Raw genomic sequence first — 12300 nt, forward strand, 5'->3', positions numbered from 1 at the left:
GACCACTGTCACCGCCCTCGCACAAGAGGACCTAAGTCCTTTCGCGATCCGGGGGGACGATGATCCCGATCACAGCTGCGCCGTTCGGGTGGCGTCCGGCGGGAACGGCGTCTGGTCCGGGCGGACCCGCGCACACTGCGGAACCGGCAGGAGTCCCGCGATCGACCAGGAGGCCTTCGCCGTGCCCGAGGACAGCGCCACGACGTCCGGAGCCTCGCGGTTGGACGCCGCGACCACCTACGCGCCGCAGGGAGAGGCCCGCGAGCAGCTCCGCACGTACCTCGCGCAGCTGGTCGACGTGATCGCCCAGCACCCGGAGCCGGTGATGGCCCGGGACGAGGCGCACTGGCGGCTGGAGGAGCTGGTGGAGGAGCTGGACCGCGAGCCGCTCAGCCCGCGCCGGGTGCGGTCGCGGTGGCTGCGCCTGGAGCCGGTGCTGCGCGAGGTCCGCCCGGACATCCCGTTCCCGGCCCTGGCCGAGCTCCTGGACCGCGCCCTCGGCACGCCCTGACCGCTCAGGCGAGGGCACGCAGGACCCGGTGCGGGGGACGGGTCCCGGCGATGGCCGCGACCATGTCCACCACCCGGCGCGTCTCGCGGACGTGGTGGGCGCGGAACACCCTCGCCCCGCCCCACGCCGCGACCGCCGTCGCCGCGAGGGTGCCCTCCAGCCGCTGGTCGACGGCCGCGTCCAGGGTCTCGCCGATGAAGTCCTTGTTCGACAGCGCCATGAGCACCGGCCACCCGGTCGCCACCAGCTGGTCCACCCGGCGCAGCAGCGCCAGCCCGTGCCAGGTGTTCTTGCCGAAGTCGTGCGTCGGGTCGATCAGCACGCCCGGCCGGGGCACGCCGATGCGCACCATCCGCTCCGCCCGCTCGACCAGCTCGGCGGTCACCTCGGCGACCACGTCGGTGTAGCGCGACCGGTACGGGTCGGTGCGCGGCGGCAGCCCGCCGGTGTGCGAGCACACCACGCCGGCGCCGTACTCCGCGGCCACCTCGGCCAGCTGCGGGTCGGCCCCGGCCCAGGTGTCGTTGAGCAGGTCGGCGCCGGCCTCGCAGACCTGCCGGGCCACGTCGTGCCGCCAGGTGTCCACGCTGATCACCAGGTCCGGGTGCCGCTCGCGCACCGCGGCCACGAACGGCACCACCCGGCGCGCCTCCTCCGCGGCGTCCACGGTCTCGCCCTGGGCCCCGGCGCGGACCCCGCCGATGTCCACGATGTCCGCGCCGTCGGCCACCGCCCGGTCGACCGCCTCGGCGGCGGCGTCGACCTCGAAGGTGCGGCCGCGGTCGAAGAACGAGTCGCGGGTGCGGTTGACGATCGCCATCACCAGGGGGCGGTCCTGGGCCACGTCCTTGTCGCGGAACCGGAGGGGCTGCACACCGGGAGATCCTGGCACGCCGCGGGGGCGCTGCGGGAGCGTCACGGGTCGCAGGCGTCGAGCGCCGCCTCGACGGTGGCGACGACGTCGAGCACGTCCATCGAGTGCTGCTTGGCGAACCCGCGGTCGACCAGCCCCTGCAACCAGTCCAGCAGCCCCCGGTAGTGGCCGTCCGGGTCGAGCAGCACGATCGGCTTGTCGTGCATGCCGATGTAGCGGGCGGTCCAGACCTCGAACAGCTCCTCGCAGGTGCCGATGCCGCCGGGCAGCGCGAGGAACGCGGTGGCGTGCGCGTCCATCAGGCCCTTGCGCTCCCGCATGGTCTCCACGACCAGCAGCTCGTCCGCCTCGGTGTCGGCGACCTCCTTCTCCACCAGCGCGTTCGGGATGACCCCGACGGTGCGGCCGCCGTGGGCGCGGGCCGCCCGGGCGACCTCGCCCATCATCGAGACGCGGCCGCCGCCGGAGACGAGCGTCCAGCCACGCTTGGCGATCCCGCGCCCCACCTCGGCGGCCAGGTCGAGGTGCTGCTGGTCGACCGGCCCGGACGCGCAGTAGACGCAGACCGAGACGTCGGCGGGTGCGGAACTGGTCAATGCGTGGCCTCCCATGCTTCGTACGCTTCCTGGACGATCCCGACCGCGTCACCGACGTCGTCGGTGAGGTGCAGCAGCGCGAGGTCCTTCTCGCCGATCTTGCCGGACCCGAGCATGCTGTCCCGGATCCAGTCGTACAGGCCCTGCCAGTAGGACTTGCCGAACAGCACCACCGGGAACTTGGTGACCTTCTTGGTCTGCACCAGCGTCAGCGACTCGAACAGCTCGTCCATGGTGCCGAACCCGCCGGGCAGGCACACGAAGGCCTGGGCGTACTTGATGAACATCGTCTTGCGGACGAAGAAGTACCGGAAGTTCACGCCCAGGTCGACCCACGGGTTGAGGCCCTGCTCGAAGGGCAGCTCGATGCCGAGCCCGATGGACAGCCCGCCGGCCTCCGACGCGCCCCGGTTGACCGCCTCCATCGTGCCCGGGCCGCCGCCGGTGATCACCGCGCAGCCGATCCCGGCCAGCGCCGCACCCAGCTCGACGCCCACGGCGTACTCCGGGTGCTCCCGCGGTGTGCGGGCCGAACCGAACACGGTGACCGCGCGCGGGACCTCGGCCAGGGCCCCGAAGCCCTCCACGAACTCGGCCTGGATGCGCAGCACCCGCCACGGGTCGGTGTGCACCCAGTCCGAGGGGCCGCGGGAGTCCAGCAAGCGCTGGTCGGTGGTGGTGGGTTCGGTCAACCGGGACCGGCGCAGCACCACGGGGCCGCGTTGCTTCTCCTGGGGCCGCTCGGCGCCGTTCGGCTCGCCCCACTGGCCTTCGATCGTCATGGTGAGAGCCTACGCAGCACCGACCCGTTCCCGACGGGAGGGGACGGGCCGAAATGCCTGTTCACGGGGGATTCACGCCCGCGCGTGCGGGCGTACGATGGGGATACAACGATCGAGTGGTGCCGACGGCCCGGCCGGGATCACCACGCGCGTCCATCGGCGGAGCAGCCGGGTCGCGGGCACGACCGGAACCGCGCCCGGGAGTCAGCCATGCTCATCGACCTGCTGATCGTGATCCTCGTGCTCGGCGTCCTCTACCTCGCCGCCAGCGTCAAGGTCGTCAAGCAGTACGAACGCGGCGTGGTGTTCCGCTTCGGGCGGGTGCAGGAGCTGACCCGCGGCCCCGGCCTCACCATGATCGTCCCCGTGGTGGACCGGATGCGGAAGGTCAACCTGCAGATCGTCACCATGCCGGTGCCCGCCCAGGAAGGCATCACCCGCGACAACGTGACCGTCCGGGTGGACGCGGTGGTGTACTTCCGCGTCGACGAGCCGGTCCGCGCCATCATCAACGTCGAGGACTACCTGTTCGCCGTCGGCCAGGTCGCGCAGACCTCGCTGCGCTCGATCATCGGCAAGAGCGACCTGGACGACCTGCTGTCCAACCGCGAACGGCTCAACCAGGGCCTGGAGCTGATGCTGGACAGCCCGGCGCTGGGCTGGGGCGTGCACATCGACCGGGTCGAGATCAAGGACGTCTCGCTGCCGGAGTCGATGAAGCGGTCCATCGCCCGCCAGGCCGAGGCCGAGCGGGAGCGGCGCTCGCGGGTCATCTCCGCCGACGGCGAGTACCAGGCCTCCCGGCGCCTCTCCGACGCGGCCCGCGTCATGTCCGACACCCCGGCGGCGCTGCAGCTGCGCCTGCTGGAGACGGTCGTGGAGGTGGCGGCGGAGAAGAACTCCACCCTCGTGCTGCCGTTCCCGGTCGAACTGCTGCAGTTCGTCGAGCACGTGCGGCGCGGGTCCACCGGCGAGGCGGAGGAGCCCGCGGCGACGCCGGAGACGACGGAGACCGACGGGCAGGCGCTCGCGGAGGCCGAACGCGCGGCGAGCAGCGGAGCGGAGCTGACCAGCCAGGAGCCCGGGACCGCCACGCCCGCACGAGCGGAGCCGGAGCTGCCGCGCCAGCGCGACGCGGAGACCGAGGAGGAGCAGGCGGTGCTCGGCATCGCCTGACCGGAGCGCGAGGCGCCTGTCACCGGACCCGGCGGCAGGCGCCTTCCGCGGTCAGCGCAGGAAGCGGGTGAGCACGTCCGCGCAGTGGCGGATCTCCGCCGTGGCCACGTGCTCCTGCTGGGTGTGCGCCAGGGTCGGTGAGCCGGGGCCGAAGTTCACCGTCGGCAGGCCGCGCGCCGCGAAGCGCGCCACGTCGGTCCACCCCAGCTTGGCGACCGGCTCGGAACCGGACGCCTCGACCAGCTCCGCCGCGGGCCCCGCGGTCAGGCCCGGCTTCGCCCCGGCCGCGCCGTCGGTCACCGTGACGTCGAAGCCGTCGAAGACCTCGCGCAGGTGCGCTTCGGCGTCGGCCAGCGACTTGTCCGGGGCGAAGCGGTGGTTGACCTCCACCACGCACGAGTCCGGGACCACGTTGCCCGCCACACCGCCGGAGATGCGCACCGCCTGCAGGCCCTCGCGGTACTGCAGGCCGTCGATCACCGGGTTGCGCGGCTGGTACTCCACCAGCCGCTGCAGCACCGGGTGCGCGGCGTGGATCGCGTTCTCCCCCATCCAGGCGCGCGCGGTGTGCGCGCGGGTGCCGGTGGTGCGCACCTCGACCCGCATGGTGCCCTGGCAGCCGCCCTCGATCACCGCGTTCGACGGCTCGCAGACCACCGCCAGGTCGCCGTCCAGCCAGTCCGGCAGCTCGCGCTCGATGCGGTTGAGGCCGTTGCGCTCGGCCTCGACCTCCTCGCAGTCGTAGAACACGAACGTCAGGTCGTGGCGCGGTTCGGCCAGCGTCGCGGCGAGGTGCAGCATCACCGCGTCACCGCTCTTCATGTCCACCGTCCCGCACCCGTGCAGCACCTCGTCGGCGCCCGAGCCGGACCGGGTCAGCGGCAGGTTGTCGTTGATCGGCACGGTGTCCAGGTGGCCGGCGAGGACCACCCGCGCGTCCCGGCCGAGGGCGGTCCGCGCCAGCACCGCGTCCCCGTTGCGCACCACTTCCAGGTGCGGCGCCTGGGCGCGCAGCGCCTGTTCCACCGCGTCCGCGATGGCCTTCTCGCCGCCGGAGACGCTGGGGATGTCCACCAGCGCGGCGGTCAGCTCGACGGGGTCAGCGGTGAGGTCCAGCAACGCAGTCACGACCCGGAGGCTACCCGGCGGCGGCGCCGGGGGCGGGGGCGGCGGAGGAGGCGGGAACCGATTCGCCCGATCGTGCATCTCACCGGTGATCACGACGCTAGGCTTCGGCCGCTGGAGGTGGGGCGTTGACGTTCACGGCAGACCCGGACGTGCTGCGCAAGGCCGGGAAGAGCGCGACGAGGGCGGGTGAACGAGCCGGGCAGGTCACGCTCGGGCCGCCCGTGGAGGACGTCGCCGGGGCGATGCCCGGCGGCCGGTCCGAGGGCGCGGCGAAGCAGGTCGCGCAGAGCTGGCAGCAGGCGGTCGCGCAGTGGAGCGCGGCGGCGGCGGAGCACGGCCGCTCGCTGACCGCCAGCGCGGACGAGTACCAGGGCTCCGACGAGGCCGGCGCGCAGGGCATCCGCGCCGCGGGTGGGCGGTGACCCGTGGTCTCGTACGCCGACGTGCGCCGCTGGAAGCCGGAGGAGCTCGAATCGGCCCACTCCGAGCTGGGCAAGCGCCGTGACGACCTGATCGGCCTGCAGGACGAGCTGGACGGGGCGAAGAACCCCGCGGGCTGGAGCGGGCCGGCCGCCGAGCGCGCCGCCGGGGAGCACGCCGAGCTCGTCGACGGCATGCGCTCGCTGATCGCCGAGGTCGCGACGGTGCGGGTCGCGGTGGCCGCGGCCGCCGACGAGGTCGCCCAGCTCAGGAAGCGGATCGAGCAGGCCGACCACGAGGCCCGGGCCCACGGCTTCGAGATCACCGAGGAGGGCGGCGTCCGCGACGTCAACCCGCCCCAGGACGTGCCCGAGGACCAGCTGGAGGAGGTCCGGCAGCAGCGCCTCCAGGTCCGCGACAAGCTCGTGGCCGACATCGAGAAGATCCTCGACGACGCCGAGCAGACCGACGCCGAGCTGGCCAAGGCGCTCACCGCGGCCGAGGAGGACCGGATCGAGCCCGGGAAGGGCGGCACGCTGGCCGACGCCGCGGCCACCGACGAGCTCGTGGAGCTGGCCGCCTCCGCCGGCAAGCCCGCCGACGACTCGCCGGAGGCGAACGCGCGGTGGTGGACGTCGCTGTCCGACGAGCAGCGCGCCGCCCTGCTGGAGAGCCCGCCGGCCTGGCTGGGCAACCGCGACGGCATCCCCGCCGAGGTCCGCGACATGGCCAACCGGGCCCACCTCGACGACACCCGCCGGGCCCTCGAGGAGGAGAAGGCCGCGCTGGAGCGGGGCGGGGTCAGCGAGGACGAGAAGGCCGAGCTCGAGCAGGTCAACGCCAAGCTCGAGGCGGTGGACGCGGTCGAGGAGACCGTCGCCCGCGACGAACCGCCGCGCCAGCTGCTGGTGCTCGACCCGAGCGGGGAACGGCTCAAGGCCGCCGTCGCGGTCGGCGACGTCGACGAGGCCGACCACGTCTCGGTGTTCACCCCCGGTTTCACCACCACCGTGGAGGGCAGCCTCAAGGGCTACGACGACACCATGCAGAAGCTCGTCGCCGAGTCCAACGACCAGCTGGCCGCCAGCGGCAAGGAGGAGGAGGAGGTCGCGGCGATCACCTGGATCGGCTACGAGGCCCCGCAGTGGTCCGAGGTCGGCGACATCACCGGCGACTCGGTGGCCAGCTCCGAGTCGGCGCAGGAGGGCGGCCAGAAGCTCAACGACTTCTACAAGGGCATCAACGCCTCCCGCGACCACGACCCGCACCTGACCGCGATCGGCCACTCCTACGGCTCGACGACCACGGGCTACGCGCTGCAGGGCGGCGGCCACGGCGTGGACGACGCGATCCTCTACGGTTCCCCGGGCGTGGGGACCAACGACATCGAGGACCTGCACGTGCCGAAGGGCCACGCCTACCTGCTGGAGGCGAAGAACGACCCGGTCGCGGACCTCGCCCGCTTCGGCGGCGACCCCTCCCACGTGGACGGCTTCACCGACCTGTCGACGGAGGAGTCCGAGCACGGCGACGGGGTGACCGGCCACAGCGACTACCTCAAGCCGAACACCACCAGCCAGCACAACATGGCGGCGATCGTCGCCGGGCTGCCGAAGGAGACGGTGAAGGGCTCGACCGACGGCGTGGGCGACGTGATCTCCTACGTGCCGCACCAGGTCCAGGAGGGCGTCTCCGCGGTCAAGGACTGGGGCACCGAGGCCTGGTCGGACCTCAAGGACTTCGGCAGCGACGCCTGGTCCGGTGTCAAGGACGCCGGCTCGAAGATCAAGGACCTGTTCTCGTGAGGCGACTCGCCCTGCTCGTCCTCACCGCCGCGCTCGTCACCGCGTGCGCGAGCCAGCCCGACACGCCCGACGGGGGAAGCATGGAAGACCCGACCAGCACGTTGCAGCAGCGGCCCTCGATGGCCGAGATCACCGCGCGCTACGAGCAGATGCTGCAGGAACTCCGGGACCGCTGGGCCTCGGAGCTGGGCCTGACGACCCCGTGGGTCAACGACGGCGACCGCGGCACGGCAGGCTGCGCGGAGTTCCCGGACGTCCCCGGCGCCGAGAAGCACACCCTGGACCGCTGGCGGTACGAGGGCGGCGTCCCCGACGACCAGTGGCCGCGCGCGCTGGAGATCGCCGACGAGCTCGCGGCCCGGTACGGCTTCACCGAGCGCGAGGTGGTGCTCGACCGGCCCGGCGACCACAAGGTCGAGATCCGGGACTCCTTCGGCGGCACGCTGCAGATCACCACGAAGGTGAACGCGGTGCTGCGCGTGCGCACCGGGTGCCACCTGGTCCAGGATGGCTGATCGGTCGGGTGCGCGGGTCGTCGCGCTGGTCTCCGCTGTCGCCTCGACCCTGCTCGCCGTGCCGCAGGCGGCCTACGCCGTCCTCATCGGCGTGTGGGCCGCCTCGGTGCCGTGCGAGGCGGGCGAGACCGGCGTGTGCCCGTCGATGGGCTACACGACGGCCATCGCGCTCTCGGTGATCGTGGCGGCCCCGATGGTGCTGTGGATGCGCGTGCGCAGGCCCGGCACCGTCGGCAGCGCCGTCGCCGTCGGGCTGCTCGGCGTGGTGGTGGCGCCGCTGGCCGCCTTCGGGATCATCCACGTCGCCGCGTCCTCGATCGGTTGACCCCAGGTGGTGCGGGCCACCAACTGCGGTTCCCGGAGGGTGATCTCCGGCATGATTCCCCTCCGGGGTAGTGCGATCGAGGGGAGATGCCGTGGAAGATCCGCGCAGCGTGCTCCGGCTCCGACCCAGCATCGAGGAGATCAGCGCGCAGTACAGCCAGCTGCAGCAGCGGATCCGGGACCGGCTCGACCACGAGCTCGGCCCGCTGTCCTGGGTGAAGACCGAGCCGGTCACCCGGGCGGGCTGCGCCGGGTTCCCGGACGTCCCCGAGGCAGAGGTCTGGGAGCTCGAGTCGTGGCAGGTGCCGGAGAACCTGCCGGACGCGTTCTGGCCGCGGGCGGTCGACATCGTCCGGCAGCTCAGCCGCGAGTACGGCTTCGGCGAACCCGAGGTCGTGGTGAACCGCAGCGGCGACCACGAGATCACCGCCAACGACGAGTACGGCGCGGTCTACCGGTTCAGCACCTCGGACCACACGGTGCTGTCCATCGTGACCGGGTGCCACCTGCGGGCGGCCGCGGAGGACTGACCCGTTCGGGCCACCACCACCTGCGCCGATTACCGTTCCCGGTATGAGTGCACAGTCTCCCGATCCGCAGACCACGGGCGCCCACGGCGTGGGCCTGGCCACCGTGACCGACGACGGCACGGTGCTCGACACCTGGTTCCCGACCGTCCGGTTGGGCGAGCCGGGGCAGTCCGGCACGACGCGGCTGAGCGCCGAGGAGGCCGCCGGGGCGCTCGGTGAGGCCGGTGCCGCGCTGCTCGGGCGGGACGAGGCCCGCGGCGTCGAGGTGGTCGCGGTGCGCACCGAGATCGGTCGGCTGGCTGACGCCCCGGCGGACGCGCACGACGTGTACCTGCGGCTGCACCTGCTGTCGCACCGCCTGGTCCGGCCGCACGGGCAGAACCTCGACGGCGTCTTCGGCCTGCTGTCCAACGTCGTGTGGACCAACCACGGCCCCTGCCCGGTCGAGGGCTTCGAGGCGACCCGGCTGCGGCTGCGGGCCCGCGGCCCGGTCACCGTCTACGGCGTGGACAAGTTCCCGCGCATGGTCGACTACGTCGTCCCGTCCGGCGTGCGCATCGGCGACGCCGACCGGGTCCGGCTGGGCGCGCACCTGGCCAGCGGCACGACCGTGATGCACGAGGGGTTCGTGAACTACAACGCGGGCACCCTCGGCGCCTCGATGGTCGAGGGCCGGATCTCCGCCGGTGTCGTGGTCGCCGACGGCTCGGACATCGGCGGCGGCGCCTCGATCATGGGCACGCTGTCCGGCGGTGGCAAGGAGGTCATCTCCATCGGCGAGCGCTGCCTGATCGGCGCCAACGGCGGCGTGGGCATCTCGCTGGGTGACGACTGCATCGTCGAGGCGGGCCTGTACGTCACGGCGGGCACGAAGGTGTCGCTGCCGGACGGCACGATCACCAAGGCCGCGGAGCTGTCCGGGTCGAGCAACCTGCTGTTCCGCCGCAACTCCACCACGGGCCTCGTCGAGGTCACCGAGCGCTCCGGCGGCAAGGTCGAGCTCAACGCCGCCCTGCACGCCAACGACTGACCAGCTCCTCGCAGCGGGCCCGTGAGCACTCCCGCTCGCGGGCCCGCTGCGCACGCGAGGTGCGGCCGGGCGCCCCTACCATGGGCAATGGCCAGCAGCCGGCAAGACTTCGGTCTGCCCGCCGAACCCGTGGTGGCCGACCGGGAGGCCTCCGTCGCCGAGCACGTGCGGGCGGTGCTGGACGCGCGCACGCGCGCGCTGGTCGCGCACGCCCCGGGCACCCGGCTCGGCGCGGACCCCGAGGAGCTGCACCGGGTGCGCGTCGCGGTCCGCCGGATGCGCGCGGTGCTGCGGGTGGCGCGACCGCACCTGGACCGCAGCTGGTCGGAGCCGCTGCGCGCCGAGCTCGGCTGGCTGGGCCGGGCGCTGGGACCGGCTCGCGACCTCGACGTCCTGCTGCAGCACCTGCGCGCGGAGACCACGGACCTGCCGCCCGGTGACCGGGCCGCGGCCGACCGGCTGGTCGCCGGTGTCGAAGCCGAGCGCCGCACGGCCCGGAGCGCGCTGCGGGAGGCGCTGGACAGCCGGCGGTACGCGGACCTGCTGCGCGCACTGGCCGCCGCCGTCCGCACCGCACCGGATCGGTCCGATGTGGACAGCCGGCGGCAGCTGCGGGAGCTGGTGCTCGGCCAGGTCCGCCAGCTCCGGGAGGCGGGCGACCGGCTGCCACCGGACCCGTCCGACCGGGACCTGCACGCGCTGCGGATCACGGGCAAGCGCGTCCGCTACGCCGCGGAGCTCGCGCAGCCCGCCCTCGGCGACCCCGCGCGCCGGCTGGTCGCCGAAGCCCGCCGGTTGCAGGACGTCCTCGGTGCGCACCAGGACGCCTGCGTGGCGGTGGAGCGCTTGCGCGGCCTGCTCCGCGACGACACCGACCCGCAGGTGGCGTTCGTGGCGGGCCGCCTGGTGGAACGCGAGCACCACCGCCGCACCGAGCTCCGGGCCCGATGGCCGGTGGTGTGGGAGTCGCTCCGGCAGGCGGCCGAGGCGGTCTGACCCGGGCCCTCCCCGCGCCGGGGAGGGCCGGGATCACTCCGCGAGGCGCTTGGCGGCGGCGCCGATGCGCTCGTCCGTCGCGGTGAGGGCGATGCGGACGTGCTGCGCACCCGCCGGGCCGTAGAAGGTGCCCGGGGCCGCGAGGATCCCCCGCTGCGCCAACCAGTCCACCGTCTGCCACGCGTCCTCGCCGCGCGTCGCCCACAGGTACAGGCCCGCCTGCGAGTGGTCGATCCGGAAGCCCGCGGCCTCCAGCGCGGGCCGCAGCACCGCGCGCCGCGCCGCGTACCGCTCGCGCTGCGCGCTCACGTGCGCGTCGTCCTCGAGCGCCGCGGTGATCGCCGCCTGGACCGGCCGCGGCACGATCATGCCCGCGTGCTTGCGCAGCTCCAGCAGCCGCGCCACCAGGTCCGGGTCGCCGGTGACGAACCCGGCGCGGTACCCGGCCAGGTTCGACGACTTCGACAGCGAGTGCACCGCGAGCACGCCGCGCCGGTCCGCGCCCACCGACGGGTGCAGCACCGACACCGGCTCGGTGTCCCAGCCCAGCGCCAGGTAGCACTCGTCCGAGGCGACCACCGCGCCCAGCTCCTGCGCGGCCCGCACCGACTCGCCCAGCTGCTGGGCGTCCAACACGCGCCCCGTCGGGTTCGACGGGGAGTTCAGCCACAGCAGCGTGGTCCCGGCCGGCGGCCGCTCGCCCGGCGCCAGCCGCACCACCTCGGCACCCGCGATCTTCGCGCCCACCTCGTAGGTGGGGTAGGCCAGCTCGGGGACGGCCACGACGTCGCCGGGCCGCACGCCGACCAGCGTCGGCAACCAGGCGACCAGTTCCTTCGATCCGACGGTCGGCAGCACGGCGTCGGGCTCCAGCCCGGTGATCCCGTAGCGCCGCTGCAGGGACGCGACCGCCGCCTCCCGCAGCTCCGGGGTGCCGTGCGTGGCCGGGTAGCCCGGCTGGTCGGCGACCGCCGACAACGCTCGACGCAGGTTCTCCGGCACGGGGTCGACCGGGGTCCCGACGGACAGGTCGACGATGCCGTCCGGGTGGGCCCCCGCGGTGGCCTTGTGCCCGGCCAGCGAGTCCCACGGGAAGTCCGGCAGCTGCGGACCGCGGGGCCCGGACGCGGTGCCCGGGCCGGTCGCGCCGCTCATTCGCCCTGCGGGGGAAGGCTCTTGATGGGCTCGACGTCCTTGTTGACCTTGCCCACCTTCGCCGCACCGCCCGGCGACCCGAGGTCGTCGAAGAAGTCCGCGTTCGCCTTGGTGTAGGCGGCCCACTCCTCCGGCACGTCGTCCTCGTAGTAGATGGCCTCCACCGGGCAGACCGGCTCGCAGGCACCGCAGTCGACGCACTCATCGGGGTGGATGTAGAGCATCCGCCCGCCCTCGTAGATGCAGTCGACAGGGCATTCCTCGATGCACGCCTTGTCGAGCACGTCCACGCAGGGCTCGGCGATCACGTAGGTCACGGTTGCACTCCTGCTCGAAGCGTTGTCCTACTCGCGCGCAGGAACCTCCTGCGGCGACTGCTGACAGTATCTCCCCTACCCACCCAGGACACGTAACCGGTCCACAGCTCGGGAGCGGTGATGACTCTACGTCGCACGAGT

The 12300-nt window shown here is 73.4% G+C and carries 15 protein-coding genes; 9 read left to right on the plus strand and 6 right to left on the minus strand.

The window, feature by feature from the left end:
• Positions 1–181: 181 nt before the first annotated feature.
• Positions 182–511 (plus strand): hypothetical protein, encoded by a 330-nt coding sequence (locus HNR68_RS25715; protein ID WP_179724283.1) that lies wholly within the window; start codon positions 182–184, stop codon positions 509–511.
• A gap of 4 nt (positions 512–515) precedes the next feature.
• Here the strand turns inward: HNR68_RS25715 and folP are convergent, their stop codons facing one another.
• From folP to HNR68_RS25730, 3 genes are all read right to left on the minus strand, one after another.
• A complete protein-coding gene (gene folP, locus HNR68_RS25720) occupies positions 516–1331 on the minus strand; it encodes a dihydropteroate synthase (protein WP_218889790.1) in 816 nt (271 codons plus the stop codon).
• 95 nt (positions 1332–1426) lie between these two features.
• The gene (locus HNR68_RS25725; RefSeq protein WP_246330535.1) at positions 1427–1981 is read right to left on the minus strand and encodes an LOG family protein; all 555 of its coding nucleotides are present in this window, start codon (positions 1979–1981) and stop codon (positions 1427–1429) included.
• Positions 1978–2763: an LOG family protein gene (locus tag HNR68_RS25730; RefSeq protein WP_179724286.1), complete on the minus strand. Its 786-nt coding sequence runs from the start codon at positions 2761–2763 to the stop codon at positions 1978–1980. Before HNR68_RS25730 ends, HNR68_RS25725 begins: the two co-directional genes overlap by 4 nt.
• Before the next feature lie 210 nt (positions 2764–2973).
• Between HNR68_RS25730 and HNR68_RS25735 the strand changes: the two genes are divergently transcribed.
• Positions 2974–3939 (plus strand): slipin family protein, encoded by a 966-nt coding sequence (locus HNR68_RS25735; protein ID WP_179724287.1) that lies wholly within the window; start codon positions 2974–2976, stop codon positions 3937–3939.
• Positions 3940–3990: 51 nt separating this feature from the next.
• On the opposite strand, the gene dapE is transcribed toward HNR68_RS25735, so the two are convergent.
• Positions 3991–5067, minus strand: coding sequence for a succinyl-diaminopimelate desuccinylase (dapE, locus tag HNR68_RS25740; RefSeq protein ID WP_179724288.1), 1077 nt, complete (start codon positions 5065–5067; stop codon positions 3991–3993).
• A gap of 125 nt (positions 5068–5192) precedes the next feature.
• Between dapE and HNR68_RS25745 the strand changes: the two genes are divergently transcribed.
• The 7 genes from HNR68_RS25745 (at position 5193) to HNR68_RS25775 (ending at position 10687) form a co-directional block, all read left to right on the plus strand.
• A complete protein-coding gene (locus tag HNR68_RS25745; RefSeq protein ID WP_179724289.1) occupies positions 5193–5489 on the plus strand; it encodes a hypothetical protein in 297 nt (98 codons plus the stop codon).
• A gap of 3 nt (positions 5490–5492) precedes the next feature.
• On the plus strand, positions 5493–7292 hold the full coding sequence (locus tag HNR68_RS27525) for an alpha/beta hydrolase (protein WP_179724290.1): 1800 nt from the start codon (positions 5493–5495) through the stop codon (positions 7290–7292).
• Positions 7289–7807 (plus strand): LppA family lipoprotein, encoded by a 519-nt coding sequence (locus HNR68_RS25755; protein ID WP_179724291.1) that lies wholly within the window; start codon positions 7289–7291, stop codon positions 7805–7807. The genes HNR68_RS27525 and HNR68_RS25755 overlap by 4 nt, the downstream gene beginning before the upstream one ends.
• On the plus strand, positions 7800–8132 hold the full coding sequence (locus tag HNR68_RS25760) for a hypothetical protein (RefSeq protein WP_179724292.1): 333 nt from the start codon (positions 7800–7802) through the stop codon (positions 8130–8132). The genes HNR68_RS25755 and HNR68_RS25760 overlap by 8 nt, the downstream gene beginning before the upstream one ends.
• Before the next feature lie 91 nt (positions 8133–8223).
• Entirely contained in the window at positions 8224–8661 is a 438-nt protein-coding gene (locus HNR68_RS25765; protein WP_179724293.1) for an LppA family lipoprotein, read from the plus strand.
• Positions 8662–8704: 43 nt separating this feature from the next.
• Entirely contained in the window at positions 8705–9691 is a 987-nt protein-coding gene (gene dapD / locus HNR68_RS25770) for a 2,3,4,5-tetrahydropyridine-2,6-dicarboxylate N-succinyltransferase (protein ID WP_179724294.1), read from the plus strand.
• Positions 9692–9778: 87 nt separating this feature from the next.
• On the plus strand, positions 9779–10687 hold the full coding sequence (locus tag HNR68_RS25775; protein ID WP_179724295.1) for a CHAD domain-containing protein: 909 nt from the start codon (positions 9779–9781) through the stop codon (positions 10685–10687).
• Between the two features lie 33 nt (positions 10688–10720).
• On the opposite strand, the gene dapC is transcribed toward HNR68_RS25775, so the two are convergent.
• Both dapC and fdxA read right to left on the minus strand, forming a co-directional pair.
• Positions 10721–11842, minus strand: coding sequence for a succinyldiaminopimelate transaminase (gene dapC, locus HNR68_RS25780; protein WP_179724296.1), 1122 nt, complete (start codon positions 11840–11842; stop codon positions 10721–10723).
• A complete protein-coding gene (fdxA, locus tag HNR68_RS25785; RefSeq protein WP_179724297.1) occupies positions 11839–12159 on the minus strand; it encodes a ferredoxin in 321 nt (106 codons plus the stop codon). Before fdxA ends, dapC begins: the two co-directional genes overlap by 4 nt.
• Between the last annotated feature and the right edge of the window lie 141 nt (positions 12160–12300).

It is taken from the genome of Saccharopolyspora hordei (assembly GCF_013410345.1).
GTDB lineage: Bacteria > Actinomycetota > Actinomycetes > Mycobacteriales > Pseudonocardiaceae > Saccharopolyspora > Saccharopolyspora hordei.